At 69.0% G+C, this 18,712-nt stretch carries 15 protein-coding genes; 6 read left to right on the forward strand and 9 right to left on the reverse strand.

What is annotated here, in order from left to right; all coding sequences use genetic code 11:
- Positions 1–117: 117 nt before the first annotated feature.
- The gene (locus J2S75_RS12095) at positions 118–2,112 is read left to right on the forward strand and encodes an aq_1923 C-terminal domain (protein WP_307020115.1); all 1,995 of its coding nucleotides are present in this window, start codon (positions 118–120) and stop codon (positions 2,110–2,112) included.
- A 73-nt stretch (positions 2,113–2,185) separates the two neighbouring features.
- Here the strand turns inward: J2S75_RS12095 and aspS are convergent, their stop codons facing one another.
- Entirely contained in the window at positions 2,186–3,958 is a 1,773-nt protein-coding gene (aspS, locus tag J2S75_RS12100; RefSeq protein ID WP_307020116.1) for an aspartate--tRNA ligase, read from the reverse strand.
- Between the two features lie 141 nt (positions 3,959–4,099).
- Positions 4,100–4,570: a DUF992 domain-containing protein gene (locus J2S75_RS12105; protein ID WP_244377205.1), complete on the reverse strand. Its 471-nt coding sequence runs from the start codon at positions 4,568–4,570 to the stop codon at positions 4,100–4,102.
- Positions 4,571–4,708: 138 nt separating this feature from the next.
- Between J2S75_RS12105 and rnd the strand changes: the two genes are divergently transcribed.
- Positions 4,709–5,887: a ribonuclease D gene (gene rnd / locus J2S75_RS12110; protein WP_307020117.1), complete on the forward strand. Its 1,179-nt coding sequence runs from the start codon at positions 4,709–4,711 to the stop codon at positions 5,885–5,887.
- Between the two features lie 6 nt (positions 5,888–5,893).
- Here the strand turns inward: rnd and J2S75_RS12115 are convergent, their stop codons facing one another.
- The 5 genes from J2S75_RS12115 to J2S75_RS12135 all read right to left on the reverse strand — a co-directional run bounded on the left by J2S75_RS12115 (position 5,894) and on the right by J2S75_RS12135 (position 13,025).
- On the reverse strand, positions 5,894–7,135 hold the full coding sequence (locus J2S75_RS12115) for an ATP-binding protein (protein WP_307020118.1): 1,242 nt from the start codon (positions 7,133–7,135) through the stop codon (positions 5,894–5,896).
- Between the two features lie 192 nt (positions 7,136–7,327).
- Positions 7,328–8,845, reverse strand: coding sequence for a Ppx/GppA phosphatase family protein (locus tag J2S75_RS12120; RefSeq protein ID WP_307020119.1), 1,518 nt, complete (start codon positions 8,843–8,845; stop codon positions 7,328–7,330).
- A gap of 4 nt (positions 8,846–8,849) precedes the next feature.
- Complete coding sequence (locus J2S75_RS12125) at positions 8,850–11,021, reverse strand: RNA degradosome polyphosphate kinase (protein WP_307020560.1); 2,172 nt, start codon at positions 11,019–11,021, stop codon at positions 8,850–8,852.
- A 136-nt stretch (positions 11,022–11,157) separates the two neighbouring features.
- The gene (locus J2S75_RS12130) at positions 11,158–11,895 is read right to left on the reverse strand and encodes a P-loop NTPase family protein (protein ID WP_307020121.1); all 738 of its coding nucleotides are present in this window, start codon (positions 11,893–11,895) and stop codon (positions 11,158–11,160) included.
- 2 nt (positions 11,896–11,897) lie between these two features.
- Entirely contained in the window at positions 11,898–13,025 is a 1,128-nt protein-coding gene (locus tag J2S75_RS12135; protein ID WP_307020122.1) for an AI-2E family transporter, read from the reverse strand.
- 200 nt (positions 13,026–13,225) lie between these two features.
- Between J2S75_RS12135 and J2S75_RS12140 the strand changes: the two genes are divergently transcribed.
- The 4 genes from J2S75_RS12140 (at position 13,226) to purN (ending at position 17,010) form a co-directional block, all read left to right on the forward strand.
- Positions 13,226–13,963 carry a class I SAM-dependent methyltransferase gene (locus J2S75_RS12140; protein ID WP_307020123.1) on the forward strand — a complete coding sequence of 246 codons (738 nt, stop codon included), beginning with the start codon at positions 13,226–13,228 and terminating at the stop codon, positions 13,961–13,963.
- A 77-nt stretch (positions 13,964–14,040) separates the two neighbouring features.
- A complete protein-coding gene (locus J2S75_RS12145; RefSeq protein WP_307020124.1) occupies positions 14,041–15,189 on the forward strand; it encodes a benzoate/H(+) symporter BenE family transporter in 1,149 nt (382 codons plus the stop codon).
- A 74-nt stretch (positions 15,190–15,263) separates the two neighbouring features.
- Positions 15,264–16,343: a phosphoribosylformylglycinamidine cyclo-ligase gene (gene purM / locus J2S75_RS12150; RefSeq protein ID WP_307020125.1), complete on the forward strand. Its 1,080-nt coding sequence runs from the start codon at positions 15,264–15,266 to the stop codon at positions 16,341–16,343.
- Positions 16,344–16,356: 13 nt separating this feature from the next.
- Positions 16,357–17,010: a phosphoribosylglycinamide formyltransferase gene (gene purN / locus J2S75_RS12155; RefSeq protein ID WP_307020126.1), complete on the forward strand. Its 654-nt coding sequence runs from the start codon at positions 16,357–16,359 to the stop codon at positions 17,008–17,010.
- 28 nt (positions 17,011–17,038) lie between these two features.
- Here the strand turns inward: purN and J2S75_RS12160 are convergent, their stop codons facing one another.
- A complete protein-coding gene (locus J2S75_RS12160; protein ID WP_307020127.1) occupies positions 17,039–17,677 on the reverse strand; it encodes a dihydroxyacetone kinase family protein in 639 nt (212 codons plus the stop codon).
- Positions 17,678–17,686: 9 nt separating this feature from the next.
- A complete protein-coding gene (locus J2S75_RS12165) occupies positions 17,687–18,688 on the reverse strand; it encodes a dihydroxyacetone kinase subunit DhaK (protein WP_307020128.1) in 1,002 nt (333 codons plus the stop codon).
- Between the last annotated feature and the right edge of the window lie 24 nt (positions 18,689–18,712).

An 18,712-nucleotide genomic window follows, 5' to 3' on the forward strand; every position in this document is an offset into this window, starting at 1 on the left:
CAACGGCTTTCCGATTTTCTGATGCTGGACTTTGGGCGGTTGGTTTAAGGTGATTGGGCTGCCGGCACGCCCCGGCGAATCCCGTCCGTCCCCGCTCCGCCCCCAGGTCAGCCTCGCATGCGCAAGCCGTTTCTCATCGCTCTCATCGCCCTCCTCATCCTCGGAGTTGGCGGCTATTTCGGTGTCGGGCTCTACGTCAACCACGTGGCCCGCGGCGAGGTCGATTCGGCCCTCGCCACGCTGCGGGCCGGCGGCGCGGCGGCAAGCGTCGAGGATGTGCGCTACGACCTGTTCGCCGGCCGCTTCGAGATGCACGGCCTCTCGCTGGCCGGTCCCGGACAGGGCGCGCTGAAGATCGGCACGCTGGTCGCCAACGGCATCGAGCGGCGCGGCAATGAGCGGGTGTTCGCGCGCAATGTCGCCCTCACCGATGTCGCGCTGAGCCCGCCGCTCGGCCTTGGCGGCACCGACACATCCGAATATCGCGCGCCGCGCGCCGACATAACCGGGCTGGAATTCCCGATGCGCGCGCCGGTGGACGGCACCCCGCCGCAGATCGCGCTCAGCTTCCTGCGCCAGGTGACCGCCGAGCGCGTCGACATCCCCGTCTCCACCAACACCGGCAGCAGCGGCACCGGCGACACGCGGATCGTCAGCGAGGAGACCAACGGCGCCATCCGCCTCGACGCGCTCGCCAAGGGCCGCTTCGCCCGCGTGACCGCCGAGCCCTCGCGCTTCACCCTCAGCGGCCCGACCGGCAGCAGCGGCAAGGGATCGGTCGGGCGGGTCGAGATCACGGGATTCGACGTGGCGGCGGTTCTGATCCTCTTGGATTCGGAACTGCGCGAGGCCAGCGATGCGTTCATCACCGTCCATGATTCCATCGCCATGGCCGACTATGAGCTGACGCTCGATGGCGGCGTGTCGCAGCGTATCAAGAACATGACGATGAAGGAGGTGGCGATCCGTCCTTCCGCCATTCCGGTCGAGGAAATCCTCGCCATGCGCGGGCAGCTGGAAAAGCTCGCCGCCGCCGGCCGCGAAGCCCCGCCCGAGGAAGCCGCCGAGCTGTTCCGGCTGATCGCCAGCATTTACGACGAGGGCATCCGCATTGGCGGCATGTCCCTCGATACGCTGGACGCCACCGCCCCCGGCGGCATCGCCTTCAGCCTCGGCGCTTTCACTCTGGGCGCCGTGGAAGGCGGGCGGATCGACAGCCTGACGCTGGACAAGCTCGCCGGCACCGGACCCGCGGGCGAGACCTTCAAGATGGGGCGCTTCGCCCTTGGCGGCCTTCGGGCCGGCACGCTGATGACGCTGCTGGCCGATACGGCCGAGCATCCGGCGCAGGTCGGCCGCTGGCCGGCGCCGTTCTTCAACACGCTCGAATCCCTTTCCATCGACAAGCTGGAAGCCCCCACCGAGGAAGGCTCGCCGCTCGACATCGACCGCTTTGCCCTCACCTGGACCGCCGAGCCGGATGCGCTGCCGACCCGCATCTCCGCCACGCTGCGCATGAGCGGACCGACGGCGCTGGTCAACAGCGGCAAGTCTGCCTTCGCCCTGGTGCCGGGGCAGTTGAACCGGGCGAGCATCGCCGTCGATTTCGGCGCCGCCTGGAACGAGGCCGCCAATACGGTGGTGGTGGAGCCGGCCTATGTCGAAGTCTCGGACGCCTTCTCGCTGAACCTCCGCCTCCGCCTCAGCGGAGTCGACGATTCCGTGTTCTCCACCGAGCCGGACGAGGCGCTGGCGGGCGCGGGCGAGGTCAATCTCGACGCGCTCGACCTCACGCTGACCGATGCCGGCCTGTACGATCAGAAGCTGGAAGAGGCGGCGAAGGAACAGGGGCTGAAGCCGGAGGAAATCCGCCAGCTCTTCGCCGGCTTCGCCGATTTGCTGCTCGGCCAGGCGGTGGCCGACCGGCCGGAACTCGGGCCGGCGGTGGATGCCTTCATCCGCTTCGTGCAGAAGCCGATGGGCACGCTGTCGCTGCGCGTCACCCCGCGCAACCCGCCGCTGCCCATGCTGCTCATCGTCGAGGCGCTGAACAGCGAGGACCCGCTGTCGCTGGTGGACGAACTGAACGTCACCACCCCCGCCGCGCCCTGAACGCGGCGCCCCCCAGAAAGCAGAAAGGGCGGCTGGTGGCCGCCCTTTTCGTTTCTCGCCGACCGCGCCGTTCTCACTTCTCCGGCAGGTTGGTGCGGATGTGCAGCTCGCGCAGCTGCTTCGGGCTGGCCTCGTTCGGCGCGCCCATGAGGATATCCTGCGCCTGCTGGTTCATCGGGAAGATGGAAATCTCGCGCAGATTGGTGGTGCCGCACAGCAGCATCACGATGCGGTCGACGCCGGCCGCCATGCCGCCATGCGGGGGCGCGCCATACTGGAAGGCGCGGTAGAGGCCACCGAAGCGCTCCTGCACCGTCGCCTCGTCATAGCCGGCGATTTCGAACGCCTTCACCATCGCCTCGGGGCGGTGGTTGCGGATGCCGCCGGACGCGATCTCATAGCCATTGCAGGCGATGTCGTACTGGAACGCCTTGATGGTCAGCGGGTCCTGGTTGTTCAGCGCCTCAAGCCCGCCCTGCGGCATGGAGAAGGGGTTGTGCGAGAAGTCGACCTTCTTGTCCTCTTCCGACCATTCATAGAACGGGAAGTCGACGATCCAGGCCAGCTCGAAGCGGTCATGGTCGACCAGCTTCAGCTCCTCGCCCACCTTGGTGCGGGCAAGGCCGGCGAACTTCACGAACTTCTCCGGATTGCCGGCGACGAAGAAGGCGGCATCGCCGGCGCCAAGGCCGAGCTGCGCGCGGATGGCCTCCGTGCGCTCCGGGCCGATATTGTTGGCGAGCGGGCCGGCGCCCTCATTGCCCTCGCGCCACATGATGTAGCCGAGCCCCGGCTGGCCCTCGCCCTGCGCCCACGAGTTCATGCGGTCGCAGAAGGCGCGCGAGCCGCCGCCCGTGCCGGGAATCGCCCAGACCTGGTTCTTCGGGTCTTCCAGCATCCGCGCGAACACCTTGAAGCCGCTCCCGCGAAAATGCTCGGACACGTCCTGCATCTCGATCGGGTTGCGAAGGTCCGGCTTGTCGGTGCCGTATTTCTGCATCGACACGGCATAGGGAATGCGCGGCCAGTTCCTGGTCACCGGCTTGCCGTCGGCGAACTGCTCGAACACGCCGGTTATGACCGGCTCGACGGCGGCGAAGATGTCTTCCTGCTCGACGAAGCTCATCTCCAGATCGAGCTGGTAGAACTCGCCCGGCAGGCGGTCGGCGCGCGGGTCCTCGTCGCGGAAGCAGGGGGCGATCTGGAAGTAGCGGTCGAAGCCGCTCATCATGATCAGCTGCTTGTACTGCTGCGGCGCCTGCGGCAGGGCGTAGAACTTGCCGGGGTGCAGGCGGCTCGGCACGAGGAAGTCGCGCGCGCCTTCCGGCGAGGAAGCGGTGAGGATCGGCGTCTGGAATTCGAAGAAGCCCTGCGCCTTCATCTTCGCGCGCATGGCGTCGACGATGGCGCCGCGGGTCATGATGTTCTTGTGCAGCTTCTCGCGGCGCAGGTCGAGGAAGCGGTAGCGCAGCCGCGTCTCCTCGGGGTACTCGACATCGCCGAAAACGGGGAGCGGCAGCTCGGCGGCGGGGCCCAGCACCTCGATCTCGGTGGCGTACATCTCCACCTGGCCGGTCGGCAGTTCGGGGTTCTCGGTGCCGGCGGGGCGCAGGCGCACCCGGCCGTCGACCCGGATCACCCATTCCGCCCGCACCGTCTCGGCCAGCTTGAACGCCGGGCTGTCGGGATCGACCACGACCTGGGTGAGGCCGTAATGGTCGCGCAGATCGATGAACAGCACGCCGCCATGGTCGCGGATGCGGTGACACCAGCCGGACAGCCGCGCGGTGGTGCCGACATCGCCGGCGCGAAGGGCGCCACAGGTGTGCGAGCGATAGCGGTGCATGGCGTCTTCCCGGAGTTGGTGCCGCCGCAAGAAGGCGGAACATAGCAGAACACCCCTCACGCGGGGCGCGCGGAGGGGTGCCTGCGAGGCTTGGATTTGTCAAGACGAGACGGCCGCCGGCAACAGGAGGCCGCCCGGCTCTCAGGGCACGTAGCGCAGGTTCAGCCCGCCGACGCCCAGCGCCAGCGAGGCGCCGACATTGCCCTCGACCGAGACCGGGTTGAGCGCGATCGACCGGTCGGAACCGACCAGCACATTGGCGCCGACGCCGACGCCCAGCGCCACGTCACCGGTCACGCCGCCATAGGGGCCGGCCAGCGCGCCGGGAGCGACCGACTTGGTCAGCGCCAGCACGCCCCAGGTGAGCACGCCGCCGCCGGTGACGCCGAGTTCGACGCCGATATTCTTGATGGTGCCGGCATAGCGCTGCTCGGGGCCGTTGTCGGCCGGCGTGAAGGTGCAGGTCAGTTCCTGCTTGGACTCGATCAGCATGCCGATGCTGGCGCCGGCATTGCACACCAGCACGCCCGCATTCACCCGCTCGGCGGCGGAGGCCGGCACAAAGGAAAGCGCCAGAGCGGCGGTGGCGAGAGCGAAGACGGTCTTCTTCATGGATATCCCCCGGAGATGGCGGCAATGCCGCCGTAAAGGCTTGGCGACTCGTCGCCGGCCGTCGATCATCGTCGGCGTAGATTACGGCATGATTTCGGGGTCGAAACGGCGCCGCGAGTCCGATATGTAAAAATCGACATGAACATGATCACAACCACCGACGACCTCGCCGCGGCCTGCGAACGCCTCGCCCGCCATCCGTTCATCACCATCGACACGGAATTCCTGCGCGAAACCACGTTCTGGCCCAAGCTCTGCGTCGTGCAGCTGGCCAGCGTGGACGAGGCGCTGGTGGTCGACGCGCTGGCCGAGGGCCTCGATCTCGCGCCGTTCTTCGCGCTGATGTCGAATCCGGACGTGCTGAAGGTGTTCCACGCCGGACGGCAGGACATCGAAATCGTCTGGCACCTCGCCGGCATCATCCCGACCCCGGTTTTCGATACCCAGGTCGCGGCCATGGTGCTCGGCCATGGCGATTCCATCTCCTATGACCAGCTGGTGCAGCGCCTCACCGGGGAAGTGCTCGACAAGTCGCTGCGCTTCACCGACTGGTCGCGCCGCCCGCTCTCGGCGGCGCAGGTCGCCTATGCCGAGGCCGATGTCACCCATCTGCGCGATGTGTTCCTCAAGCTCGACGCCGACCTGAAGAAGCGCGGCCGCGCCGACTGGGTGGGTGAAGAGATGGCGGTGCTCACCTCGCCCGACACCTACCGGCAGGAGCCCGAGCGCGCCTGGGAGCGGCTGCGCTCGCGCGCCCGCAAGCCCAAGGACCTCGCCGTGCTGATGGAGGTCGCCGCATGGCGCGAGCGGGAGGCGCAGTCGCGCGACACGCCGCGCTCGCGCATTCTAAAGGACGACGTGATCGGCGAGATCGCCTCCCAGCACCCGACCACCATCGAGAAGCTGGGGCAGCTGCGCGCCATTCCCAAGGGTTTCGAGCGTTCCCGCGCCGGCGAGATGATCGTCGAGGCGGTGAAGGCCGGCCTTGCCCGCGACCCCAAGACCCTGCCGCGCATCGAGCGCGACCGGCCGCTGTCCAACGGCGCCTCGGCGACGGTGGAACTGCTGAAGGTTCTGCTGCGCATGACCTCCGAGCAGCACGGCGTCGCCGCCAAGGTCATCGCCACGGTGGACGATCTGGAGCGCATCGCCTCCGAGGACGAGCCCGATGTCGGGGCGCTGCGCGGCTGGCGCGGCGAATTGTTCGGCGATCGCGCCATGGCGCTGAAATCCGGCCGGCTGGCGCTCGCCATGCAGCGCGGGCGGGTCATCGCCATCGAGCGGACGGCACTGGAGAAGGCGGGCGCGGCGGACTGAGCCGTCTCACTCCTCGCCTTGCCGGGCGAGCCGCAGCTCCACCAGCAGCGCGCGCAGAAGTTCCGGCTCGTCCCAGGGCACGGCCTGCCAAATCGCGCGCAGCTCGGCGTCGGGCGGGCCTTGCATCACCGCCTGCGGAAACAGCGCCACGCGGGTCTCCTCGGCAACGGTGCGCGGCGTCGTGGCCTCCCCGTCCGCCGGGGCGCGGAGATAGGCAAGCAGCAGCGCCGCCAGATCGAGCCCGGCGCGGGCACCGAAAGGCAGCACGGGCGTCGGGCGGGCATTGCATTCGAGCAGCCAGGCCCGGTCTTCCGCGTCGATGAGGAAATCGAACGAGACGAAGCCCGAGGCGCCGAACGCCGCCACCAGCGCCGCCGAGGCGGCGACGAGATCGGGCCGGGCCACATAGCGCAGCACATCGGCCGGCAGGAGGTCGCGCGTCCGCCGCTCGGCCACGGCAGTCAGCACGCCGAGCGTGCGTCCCGCCATCGCCGCCGCGCAGCTCACCGCCAGCCGCCCCTCAATATAAGACTGCACGCTCACCTGGCTCGGCGGCGTCATCCAGTCCCGCTCCAGCAGTCGGGCCTTGAGCCGGGGCCAGCGCGATTTGCGCCGCATCCAGCGTGCACCGATGGAGTCGAGTTCCTCCGGCGTCCGGCAGATGGCGACGCCGCTGCCGCCGCAGCTGCGCGGCCGTTTGACGACGACGGGGTAGCCGAGCTGCAGCGCCGCCGCCCGCGCCTCCTCCAGCGTCGCCGCCGGGATGTCCACCGGCGCCCGCACGCCGATGTCCCGCGCGAGTCGCTGGGTCAGCGGCTTGTGGATGCGGTCGGGCAGCGTGTCGAGCCGGCCGAGCGAGCGGGCAAGGCAGGCCGCCAGCCCCGGCGAGAGCGCCGCCAGGCCGGCGCGGCCGGCCTCGCCCGCGAGATGATCCATCAGCCACAGCGTGCGCTCGTCGCATGGCACGAGAAGGTCCGGCGCGAAAGCGGCGACCGCGCGCTCCAGCCGTGCCCGCAGGCGCCGGGCGTTCAGCGTCGCCTCAAGCGGAAAGCGCGTGGCGATGTGGCGGGAACGGAACATCAGGCTGTCTGGCGCCGCCAGCGCCGCCAGTTCGGCCCCCGCCGCCGCGAAGGCGGCCGGCAGCCGGCAGCTGGAAATGTGCCGCGCCTCCAAGGCGACGAGAAGCACCCGCGCGGGCGGGCGCCCGCCGGCCGGCCGGACCGTGGCGTGGTCATCAGGAGAAAGCACGGAACGGCCCCCGCCGGCGCAGATTGCGCATCCGGCCGGCTTCTAGAGCAATTCCGGCAAAAGTGCCTAGCGGTTTTGCGGCAGGAATGGCGCAGACCGAGGCCGTTCGCGCCTTTCCGGTGACATCAGCGCACCGGAAAGGCGCGAACGGGAGCGGGCCGACAAATCCAGACCCCGCTACCGTCGGCAAGACTAGCCGGCGACGACCACCGATTCGCGTCCGATCAGCCGGCCGAGCGTGCGCAGGCGGCTGGCGATGCGGTCGCCGCTGAGCGGGGCGAGTTCGCCGCGCAACTGGAGCGAGAGCTTGCCGCGCTCCACCGTCAGCGGCGTCAGCGGCAGCGTGCCCGGCATGGCGGCGGAGAGGATGTAGCCCACCCGCATCGCCGCGCCGAGAATCCTCGCCCGGTCCAGGAGCCGGGCCGAGACCAGCTCGCGGATGCGCGGCGACAGGTCTTCGTCCACCAGCCCGACATGCCGGTAATAGATGGCGAGCGCCAGGAAGGCGCGGCCGGGATGGTCGACGCCGATGAAGGAGGCGTGGGCGATGAGATTGAGGCTCTGCTCGCCGCGATAATCGGGATGCGCCCGCCAGCTGATGTCGGAAAGCAGGCAGGCGGCATGGCGCAGCCGCTTCTCTTCCAGGCTTTCGTCGATGTGGCTGGATTTCATGAACTGGTCGGTCCAGTCGATGAGTTCCCAGCCATGGGCGGGGGAGCGGGCGCGGACCTCGTTCAGTTCGGCGGCGGCGGAGATCAGCGGATCGAGGCTGCGGTCTTCCTCGCTGAGAAGCTCATAGAGCAGCCCCTCGCGCACGCCCTGCGCCGAGATGAAGACATTGGCCGGCTTGCCGATGCGGATCACATGTTCCAGCACCAGCGCGCCATAGGGCAGCAGTGGCCGGCGCACATCCGACACCGTGTCGATGCGCGAGAGCGTGTCGATCGGCACCTGCCGCACCAGCCGGCAGAATTCCAGCGCCTCGCGCGCGGGAATGATGTAGCCGTGCATCACATGCAGGGGATAGCCGCGCTGGAACATGTGCAGCCGCGCCAGAGCGCGCCAGGTGCCGCCCACGGCGTAGAAGGTGCGGCCCCTGAGATGTTCGAGATGCGGGTCCTTGGCCAGCAGGTCCTTGACGATCTTGTCGGCCTTTTTCAGCGAGCGGCCGGACGTGTCCTGCAAGGCGAGGCCGCCAAGCGGAAAGGTGACGCCGGAGCCGATGCGTTGGCCGTGCAGGTCGGCCAGTTCCAGCGAGCCGCCGCCGAGATCGCCGACCACGCCATTGGCGTGATGCACGCCGGAGAGAATGCCGAGCGCGGAAAGCTGCGCCTCGCGCTTGCCGGAGAGCACCTCCACCTCGGTGCGGCAGATCTCGCGGCAGGCATTGACGAAATCCGGCCCGTTCGAGGCATCGCGCGCCGCCGCGGTGGCGAGCACATAGAGCGTGCCCACCCCCATGCGGTCGCACAGCACCCGGAAGCGGCGCAGGGCGGCGAGCGCCTTCTCCACCGCGTCGGGGTTCAGCCGGCCGGTGGTCAGCACCTCCCGGCCGAGCCCGCAGGAGGCCTTCTCGTTGAAGATCGGCGTCGGCGAGCGCGACAGGCGCTCATAGACGACGAGGCGGACGGAGTTGGAACCGATATCGATGACGGCGATAGACATGCCGGACAACAAGCCGTGTCCGGCATCACGCAAGGCTTCGCTCATGCGCTCACGTCCGTTCGCGACGGCGCAGGAGGTTTCGGGGCGAGGATTCCTTGAGCGACTTACCACGTCCCGACAGGCTCGGATTGGTCATGAAATATTGCTGGGCGTTGAATTTTTCCTCGCCCTCGCCGGGAACTATGCGCTGCGACGAGCCATCGGGCAACACCCGCCAGCTCTGCTGGTTGTCCTGCAGGTTGGCGACCATGATCTGGTCGAGGATCTGCATGTGCACCGTCGGGTTGGTGATCGGGCACAGCGATTCGACGCGGCGGTCGAGATTGCGCGGCATCAGGTCGGCCGAGGAGATGTAGACGGCGGCGTCCGCATGCGGCAGGCCGTGGCCATTGCCGAAGCAATAGATGCGCTCATGCTCCAGGAAGCGGCCGACGATGGACTTGACGCGGATATTCTCCGACAGGCCGGGAACGCCCGGGCGCAGGCAGCAGATGCCGCGCACCACGATGTCGATCGGCACGCCCGCCTGGCTGGCGCGGTAGAGCGCGTCGATGATCATCGGGTCGACCAGCGAGTTCATCTTCAGCCAGATCGCCGCCGGCTTGCCGGCCTCGGCGAATTCCACCTCGCCATTGATATGGTCGAGGATGCGCTTCTTCAGCGTCAGCGGGGCGATGGCCAGCGCTTCCAGCTCCACCGGCTCGGCATAGCCGGTGATGAAGTTGAAGATGCGCGCCACGTCGCGCCCGATCGCGGGGTCGGCGGTGAAGAAGGACAGGTCGGTGTAGATGCGGGCGGTGATCGGGTGATAATTGCCCGTGCCGACATGGCAGTAGCTCGCCAGCGCGCCACCCTCGCGGCGCACCACCAGCGAGAGCTTGGCGTGGGTCTTCAGCTCCAGGAAGCCGAACACCACCTGCACGCCGGCCCGCTCCAGATCGCGCGCCCAGCGGATATTGGCTTCCTCGTCGAAGCGCGCCTTCAGCTCCACCAGCGCCGTCACCGACTTGCCGGCCTCGGCCGCCTCGGCCAGCGCCTTGACGATGGGGCTGTCGGAAGAGGTGCGGTAGAGCGTCTGCTTGATGGCGACGACGTTCGGGTCGCGCGCCGCCTGGCGCAGGAACTGCACCACCACGTCGAAGGATTCATAGGGGTGGTGGACCACGAGGTCCTTCTCGCGGATGGCGGCGAAGCAGTCGCCGGCATGGTCGCGGATCCGCTCGGGGAAGCGCGGATTATACGGCTTGAACTTCAGGTCCGGCCGGTCGATGCCGACGAGCTGGCTGAACTCGTTCAGCGCCAGCACGCCGTCGACCAGGAACACCTCGTCCCCGGCCACGCCGAGCTCGCGGGCGACGAAGACGCGCAGTTCCTCGGGCATGGAGGCGTCGACCTCCAGCCGGATCACCTGCCCCAGCCGGCGGCGCTTCAGCGCCGTCTCGAACTGGCGCATCAGGTCCTCGGCCTCTTCCTCGACTTCGAGATCGCTGTCGCGGATGACGCGGAAGCCGCCCTGCCCCTTCACCTGATAGCCCGGGAACAGGCGGCCGATGAACAGGCCGATCATCTGTTCGAGGGTGATGAAGCGCTGCACCCCGCCCTCGCCGTCCGGCAGGCGGATGAAGCGGTCGATCTTGGCCGGCACGCGGATGAGCGCGTTCATCGCCCGCCCGTCATGGATGCGCGCGAGCTGCAGCGCCAGCGAGAAGCCAAGATTGGGAATGAACGGGAAAGGATGCGCCGGATCGATGGCGAGCGGGGTCAGCACCGGGAACACATGGGCGAGGAAGAAATCGTCCAGCACCGCCCGGTCGGCGCGCTCCACATCGGCGCCGTCCACCAGCACGATACCGCAGCCGATCAGCGACTGGCGCAGGTCGCGCCAGCGGGCCTGCTGGTCCTCGGCGAGTTCGGCCGCCGCCGCGCCGATGCGGGCGAGCTGTTCCACCGGGTTCAGCCCGTCCGGGCTGCGCACCGTGTAGCCCTCGCGCACCTGCTCCTTCAGGCCGGCGACGCGGACCATGAAGAACTCGTCGAGATTATTGGCCGAGATGGAGAGGAAGCGCAGCTGTTCGAGCATCGGGTGCTCGGTGTTGGCGGCCTCTTCCAGCACGCGGCGGTTGAATTCGAGCCAGGACAGCTCGCGGTTGATGAAGCGCTCGGGCGACTTCATCAACTCGTCCTCCAGGGGCCGCGGGGGTACCGTCGGCTGGATGGCCATTTCGGTCAGTTCGACAAGCTGTTCCACCGGCGTTTCCGTCTCGCTCACCGTCGGCACTCCATCCTCTTTGCGGGGGGCCCGCTTCGGCCGGCGCGAAGGTCGCCGGGCAACATGACGGCTGGATGACATGTCGGTATTAACCCGTGGTCAAGTCGTTAAAGGGGATGTCTCGCTCGTCCGGCCCGGCCTCGCTGGAGGCACCGGCCCGCTCGCGCAGAAGCGTGGCCACCAGCGCGCGGGTCAGCGGGCGCTTGCGTGCCAGCGCCTCGCGGTCGAGTTCGGCCACCACGTCGCGCAGCCCGGCGATGGAGCGCTCGACGCGCGGCAGCAGATAAGCGAGCAGCGCCTCGTCGGGCAGGATCTGACGGTCGGCGAAAAGCTTCACCGCCACCGCCGCCAGCAGTTCCTCGTCCGGCGCGCCGAGCCGCACCACCGGCAGCGCCCGCAGCCGCGAGGCGAGATCGGCGGTGGCGAGGCCCTCCGACAGCGCCGAGGGCAGCCGCGCGGAGGTGATGAGCAGGTTCGCCTTCTGCTCGCCCACCAGATTGAGCAGATGGAACAGCGCCGCCTCCGGCACCGGCCCGGTGCCGAGGTCCTCCAGCACCAGAGCGCCGCCGGCGAGCAGTCCGGGCACGGCGGCGATGTCGAGCGCGGAAGCGGGGAGGATCGGCGCGCCGGAGGCTTCGGCGAAGATGGCGGCGAGATGCGACTTGCCCGAACCCGCCGGCCCCACCAGCGCCACGGTGCGGGCCGGCCAGTCCGGCCAGGAATCGATCAGCGCCAGCGCCGCCTCATTGGCGAGGCCGGGCAGGAAATCGTCGCGCGACCGGCTGTCGGCATGCGGCAGGTCGAGCGCGAGCTGGCGGCTGCCCATGCTCAGCGCACCCGGTTGTCGGGGAGATAGGGCACGGGCGCGGGGGCGCTGAGCCGTTCGTCCTCGCCCTCCCCGGTATAGAGCGGGCTTTCCAGATACTGGTTGATGGCGAAGCGCACCAGCACGCCCACCGCCGCCGCCAGCGGCACGGCGAGCAGCAGGCCGAGGAAGCCGAGCAGATAGCCGAAGGCCAGCAGGGCGAACATCAGCCACACCGGGTGCAGGCCGACACTGTCGCCCACGAGCTTCGGCGAGAGAATGTAGCCCTCGACGAACTGGCCGAACACGAAGATGCCGATGACGATGGCGATCATCGAATAATCGGGGAAGAACTGCACGATGGCGACGCCGGCGGCCAGCACCAGCCCGGTGAGCGAGCCGACATAGGGGATGAAGCTGATGATCCCCGAGACGAAGCCGATGACGAAGCCGAAATTCAGCCCGGTCATGGTGAGGCTGACGGCGTAGAAGCTGCCGAGGATCAGGCACACCAGCGACTGGCCGCGCACGAAGCCGGCAATGGCGCCGTCCATCTGCGCGGCAATGTCGCGAATGGTGGCGCGGTGGCGCACCGGCAGCCAGGAATCGACCTTCGCCACCATGCTGTACCAGTCGTTGAGAATGTAGAACGCCACGACCGGGGTGATGACCAGCAGCGAGAACACCGAGAGCAGCGCCTGCCCGCCGGTCCACAGCCCCTGGATCAGGGTCAGCATATAGGCGGCGCCCTGCGACACCAGCTCATTCACCCCGGACTGGATGCTGGGCAGCCGGTCGCCGACGAAATCGCGCAGCCAGGCCGCGCTCTCACCCTCGCCGGTCAAAAGATTCTGCAGCTTGCCGATATATTCCGGCAGGCGCTGGATGAAGGCGGCCAGCTGCGAGCCGAAGATCGGCAGCACCAGCAGCATGAGCAATATGCCCAGCAGCAGGGTGAGCGTGATCGTCGCCAGCGAGGCCACCAGACGGTTCACGCCGCGCCGTTGCAGCCAGGTCGTCACCGGGTTGAGGAAATAGGCCAGAGCGAGGCCGGCGACGAAGGGCAGGAGCACGCTGGACAGCAGCCACGCGGCCGCGATGAACAGGCCGAGCATGGTCAGCCAGAACGTCACCTGCTTGTGCCACGCCATACGTCAAACCGCCTCTCGCCCGACCCGCGCCTCGCGGCGGTGCTTCGCGCATATAAATACAGAAAAACGACGCGCGTGCGATGCACAAGCGCCGCGAGTGCCACCGCTGCCCCCGCCATTCACAGCACGGTTCCAACGCCGGCATGGCCCAGCGCGTTCCGCCGTGGCACAAGGCGGGGGTCCGCTGAAGGAGGCGCAGGATGGAAGACCCGCTCTATACCGATCCGTCGCTGGTCGCCTTCTACGATGCCGAGAATGACGGCGGCGCGGACCACGCTTTCTGCGCCGCCCTCGCGCGCGGCGCACGCTCCGTGCTCGATCTCGGCTGCGGCACGGGGGCGCTGCTGGCGGGGCTCTCCAACCCCGTGCGCGTCGGCGTCGATCCGGCGGGCGCGATGCTGGACGTGGCCCGGGCCCGTCCGGGGGCGGAAGGCGCCGAATGGATCGCGGCGGACGCCCGCACGCTGCGCCTCGGCCGGCGCTTCGATCTGGTGATGCTGACCGGGCATGCCTTCCAGGTCTTTCTCACCGATGACGACCAGCGCGCCGCGCTCGCCACCATCGCCGCCCATCTGGCGCCGGGCGGGCGCTTCGTGTTCGACGCCCGCAACCCGGCCGTCCGGGAATGGGAGGAATGGCAGCCGCACAATTCGCGCCGCTGGGTCGATCACCCCGCCCATGGAAGGGTGGAAGCGTGGAACAGCGCCATTTGCGACGAGGCGTCAGGCATCGTCACCTACGGCACCTATTACCGCCTCGCCGACGGGCGCACCCTGAGCGCACAGAGCCGCATCCGTTTCACGCCGCGCGCCGTGCTTGAGGAGCGGATCGCGGAGGCCGGGCTGTCGGTGGAACGCTGGTTCGGCGACTGGCACGGGGGCCCAGACGGTGCGCAGTCCCCCGAGTTCATTCCGCTGGGGCAGCTTTCGCCGGCGTGAGCGCCCTGATGACGGCGCCGGCTGCGCATGTCAAAAGGCGGCGTCGCGCCGGCCCGGCGCAGCGTTCGGATGATCCCATGCGTTCCTCGCTCGTCACCTCTGGCATCGTCGCCGCGCTTGTCGGCTTCGGCGGCACGCTCACCCTCATCGTCGCGGCGGCGCAGGCGCTGGGGGCGACGCCGGGGCAGATCACGTCAGGCGTCATCGGCCTGTGCCTGTCCATGGCGTTCACCTCCGCCTGGCTCGGCTGGCGCCACCGCATGCCGATCATCACCGCCTGGACCACGCCCGGCGCGGCGCTGATCGCCGCCTCGCACGGCCTCACCATCGAGCCCGCCGTGGGCGCCTTCCTGGTCGCCGGCGCGCTCATTCTCGTCACCGCCGCGGTGAAGCCGCTCGGCGCGCTGGTGCAGCGCCTGCCGGTAGCGATCGCCGCCGCGATGCTGGCGGGCGTGCTGTTCCGCTTCTGCACCGGCGTGTTCACCGCCGGGCAGGCCGACCCGCTGCTGGTGCTGCCGCTGGTGCTGCTGTTCCTGGTGGCGCGGCGCATCTCGCCCTTCGGCGCGGTGCTCGCGGTGCTGGTGCTCGGCATCGCGCTGGCCTTCGTCCTCGGCCGCGTCGGCCCGCTGCCCGATGGCGTGCCGTGGCCGAGCGTTGAACTGATCGTGCCGCGTTTCGACCTGCAATCGCTGATCGGTGTCGGCATCCCGCTCTACATCGTCACCATGGCCTCGCAGAACCTGCCGGGCTTCGCGGTGCTGCAGGCGGCGGGCTACAAGCCGCCGGCGCCCTCCATCCTCGCCTCCACCGCCCTCGCCTCGCTGATAACGGCGCCTATCGGCTCGCTCACCAGCAACCTCGCCGCCATCACCGCCTCCATCTGCACCGGGCCGGACACCCATCCCGACCCGGCAAAGCGCTGGCTGGCGACGCCGTTCTATGCGCTGACCTATCTCGTGCTCGCCGCCTGCGGCGCCGGGGCGGTGGCGCTGATCGCCGCGCTGCCGCGCGAACTGGTGGCGACCTTCGCCGGCCTCGCTCTGCTCGGCCCGCTGGTCAATGCGCTGGGCTCGGCGATGGGCGACGCGGCCAAGCGCTTCCCCGCCGTGCTGACGCTGGCCGTCACCGCTTCCGGCCTGTCGCTGTTCGGGCTCGGCTCCGCCTTCTGGGGGCTGGCCGCCGGCCTCATTGCGCTTGGCATCGACCATGCCGGACGGCGGGCGTGAGCGGGAAAACCGCGCGCGAGCTTGCCCGCCGCGGCATAAGCGGCTAATCCGCCACCATTCCTAGAGGGCATGCGATGACCGGTACGGACAAGGGACTCAGCTATCGCGATGCGGGCGTCGACATCGACGCCGGCAACCGGCTGGTCGATCTCATCAAGCCGCTGGTCAAGGCGACCCGCCGGCCGGGCGCGGATGCGGACATTGGCGGCTTCGGCGGCGTGTTCGACCCCAAGGCCGCCGGCTTCAAGGACCCGCTCATCGTCGCCACCACCGACGGCGTCGGCACCAAGCTGAAGATCGCCATCGAGACCGGACGGCACGAGACCATCGGCATCGACCTGGTGGCCATGTGCGTCAACGATCTCGTGGTGCAGGGCGCCGAGCCGCTGTTCTTCCTCGACTATTTCGCCACCGGCAAGCTGGCCCCCGAAGTGGGCGCCACCATCGTCGCCGGCATCGCCCGGGGCTGCCAGGAATCGGGCTGCGCGCTGATCGGCGGCGAGACGGCGGAAATGCCGGGCATGTATGCGGAAGGCGATTACGATCTCGCCGGCTTCTCCGTCGGCGCGGTGGAACGCGGCGAGCTGCTGCCCTCGCCCAATGTCCGCCCCGGCGACGTGCTGCTCGGCCTCGCCTCGTCCGGCGTGCATTCCAACGGTTATTCGCTGGTGCGCCGCATCGTCGAGGTCTCGGGCCTCGCCTGGGACGCGCCCGCCCCCTTCGCGCCGGAAAAGGCGCTGGGCGAAGCGCTGCTGACCCCGACGCGGCTTTATGTGAAATCGGCGCTGGCCGCCATCCGCTCCACCGGCAAGGTCAAGGCGCTCGCCCACATCACCGGCGGCGGCCTCACCGAGAACCTGCCGCGCGTGCTGCCGAAGAACACGGTCGGGCGTATCGACCTCGACGGCCTGCCCGTGCCGCCGGTGTTCCGCTGGCTGGCGCAGGTCGGCAAGGTGGCGCCGGAAGAGATGCTGCGCGCCTTCAATTGCGGCATCGGCATGGTGGTGGTCTGCGCGCCGGAAGACGCGGAGACGGTGGCGGACGCCTTCGCCAATGCCGGCGAGCAGGTGGTGCATCTCGGCGCCATCGAGCCGGGCGAAGGCGCGGCCCACACCGTCTATGACGGCACGCTCGCCCTCGACACGCCGCTCTGAGCCGGGCGACGCCATGACCAAACCCCGCGTGGCCGTCCTCATCTCCGGGCGCGGCTCCAACATGATGTCGCTGATCGAGGCGGCGGCGGCGCCGGACTTCCCGGCCGAGATCGCGGTGGTGATCTCCAACCGCCCGGACGCGCACGGCCTTGCCCGCGCGCAGGCCTGCAACATCCCCACCCGCACCGTCGACCACAAGGCCCATGCCGACCGCGCCGCCTTCGATGCCGCGCTCGACGCGGTGCTTGTGGAGGAACAGGCGGACCTCGTCTGCCTCGCCGGCTTCATGCGGCTGCTCACCGCGCCCTTCGTGGAGAAATGGGCGGGGCGGATGATCAACATCCACCCGGCGCTGCTGCCGAGCTTCAAGGGCCTGCATACGCATGAGCGGGCGCTGGCCGAGGGCGTGCGCATCCATGGCTGCACGGTGCATTTCGTCACGCCGGAAATGGATGTCGGCCCCATCCTCATGCAGGCCGCCGTGCCGGTGCTGGATGCGGATACGCCGGAGACGCTCGGCGCCCGCGTGCTGGCACAGGAGCATGTGATCTACCCCGCCGCGCTGCGCATGGTCGCCGATGGCCGCGCCCGTCTCGAAGCCGGACGGGTGGTGCTGGACGAGTTCGTGCTCGCCCCGCCGGCGCTGGTGGTGCCCCCGGTCGGCTGAGAACCGCGCCGGCCGGGAGCCGCCGTGGCTAGTCCGCCACGAAATCGCTCATGGTTGCGACGAGCAGCGCGCCGACGGTCGCGCCGGCATCCTGAAGCCCCACCGTCTTTTCCTGAAACGCCGCGGCCTTGCCATGCTGCGCCACCATGGTCTTGGTGCGCTCCAGCGCCGCCTCGGCGGCATCGCTGGCGGCCTTCAGCGCCGCCGCAAGGGCGAGGCCGGAAGCCGCCGCCTGTTCCAGCGCGCCGGCCACCGGGTCGAGCACGTCGAGAATGGTCTTGTCGCCGAGCTTGGCCTTGCCGCGCTCGGCGATGCCGGTGGCGAAGGCGCGCCAGAACGCGGCCGCCTCAGGCGTGCCGATCGCCTCCGCCCCCTCCAGCGCCTTGGCGCCGCGCAGGAAGCCGGTGGCGGTGAGCGTGCCCATGGTGGAGGGCGCGGTCTTGGCCATGATCGCGCCGGCGGAGCGCAGCAGCTTGGTGATCCCCGCCGCCGGCCCTTCCGCCGTCACCGTGTCGGCGGCGGCGGCGAAGGACTTCGCCATGGTGATGCCGAGATCGCTGTCGCCGACCTTGCCGTCGAGCGCGATCAGGAACTCGCGCTGCGCGGCGAACATGTCGCGCCAGCGCTGGAAAAGGCCGATCAGATCATCGGCGCGGAGCGCGTCCATGCGCAAACCTCAGGCCTTGATGTGGGAGAAGAACGGCGTGTGGACCGGCGCGGCGACCAGCGGGTCGAGTTCGGCGTCGAGCTTCAGCACCGAAATGGAGGCGCCGGCCATTTCCATCGCCGTGGCGAACTCGCCGATCCAGACATGCTTGACCTTGGCGCCGCGTTCCTCGAACAGCTGCGACACCCGGCGGAACAGGATGTAGAGTTCTTCCTTCGGCGTGCCGCCGAGACCGTTCACCAGTACCGCGAACTCGTCGCCGTTGCCGGCGGGCAGTTCGGCGAAGATGCGCTGCATCATCTCGTCCACCACCGCGTCGGCCGGGGCGAGCTTGGTGCGGCCGATGCCCGGCTCGCCATGGATGCCCATGCCGATTTCCATCTCGTCCTCACCGACCGAGAAGGTGGCGTGGCCGACCTCCGGCACCACGCAGCTCGACAGCGCGACGCCGATGGTGCGCACATTCGCCCGCGCCTTGTCGGCGAGACGGGTCACCTCATCGAGCGAGAGCATGTTGGCGGCCGCCGCGCCCGCCACCTTGTAAACGAAGAAGATGCCGGCGACGCCGCGCCGCTTGTGCTCCTCGCCGACGACGGAGGAGGCGACATCGTCATTGCCGATGACCTGCTTCACCGTGATGCCGTCAATGTCGGCCAGCTCCGCGGCCATGTCGAAATTGATGATGTCGCCGGTATAGTTGCCATAGATGTAGAGCACGCCGGCGCCCTGATCGATGTATTTGGTCACCTCGTGCATCTGGTCGGCGCTGGGCGACTGGAACACGCCGCCCACGGCGCAGCCGTCGAGCATATTGTCGCCGACATAGCCGAGGAACAGCGGCAGATGGCCGGAGCCGCCGCCGGTGGCGATGCCCACCTTGCCCGGCTTGCGCGCGGCGACGACGAGGCAGCGCTTGTCGTCGTTCACATAGGTCACCTGGGGATGAGCCCGGTAGATGCCGTCCAGCATCTCGTCGACGAAATGCGCGGGATCGTTGAGAAACTTCTTCATGTCGGTCCTCTTGAGCTCATTATT

The sequence above is a fragment of the Ancylobacter polymorphus genome (assembly GCF_030813495.1).
Taxonomy (GTDB): Bacteria; Pseudomonadota; Alphaproteobacteria; order Rhizobiales; family Xanthobacteraceae; genus Ancylobacter; species Ancylobacter polymorphus.

Coding starts and splice junctions, on each gene's coding strand:
- J2S75_RS12165 (WP_307020128.1), bottom strand. CDS start 18,688: ATGAAGAAGTTTCTCAACGATCCCGCGCATTTCGTCGACGAGATGCTG.
- J2S75_RS12145 (WP_307020124.1), top strand. CDS start 14,041: ATGCGTTCCTCGCTCGTCACCTCTGGCATCGTCGCCGCGCTTGTCGGC.
- J2S75_RS12140 (WP_307020123.1), top strand. CDS start 13,226: ATGGAAGACCCGCTCTATACCGATCCGTCGCTGGTCGCCTTCTACGAT.
- J2S75_RS12130 (WP_307020121.1), bottom strand. CDS start 11,895: ATGGGCAGCCGCCAGCTCGCGCTCGACCTGCCGCATGCCGACAGCCGG.
- J2S75_RS12105 (WP_244377205.1), bottom strand. CDS start 4,570: ATGAAGAAGACCGTCTTCGCTCTCGCCACCGCCGCTCTGGCGCTTTCC.
- purM (WP_307020125.1), top strand. CDS start 15,264: ATGACCGGTACGGACAAGGGACTCAGCTATCGCGATGCGGGCGTCGAC.
- rnd (WP_307020117.1), top strand. CDS start 4,709: ATGAACATGATCACAACCACCGACGACCTCGCCGCGGCCTGCGAACGC.
- J2S75_RS12160 (WP_307020127.1), bottom strand. CDS start 17,677: ATGGACGCGCTCCGCGCCGATGATCTGATCGGCCTTTTCCAGCGCTGG.
- aspS (WP_307020116.1), bottom strand. CDS start 3,958: ATGCACCGCTATCGCTCGCACACCTGTGGCGCCCTTCGCGCCGGCGAT.
- J2S75_RS12120 (WP_307020119.1), bottom strand. CDS start 8,845: ATGAGCGAAGCCTTGCGTGATGCCGGACACGGCTTGTTGTCCGGCATG.
- purN (WP_307020126.1), top strand. CDS start 16,357: ATGACCAAACCCCGCGTGGCCGTCCTCATCTCCGGGCGCGGCTCCAAC.
- J2S75_RS12125 (WP_307020560.1), bottom strand. CDS start 11,021: ATGGCCATCCAGCCGACGGTACCCCCGCGGCCCCTGGAGGACGAGTTG.
- J2S75_RS12135 (WP_307020122.1), bottom strand. CDS start 13,025: ATGGCGTGGCACAAGCAGGTGACGTTCTGGCTGACCATGCTCGGCCTG.
- J2S75_RS12095 (WP_307020115.1), top strand. CDS start 118: ATGCGCAAGCCGTTTCTCATCGCTCTCATCGCCCTCCTCATCCTCGGA.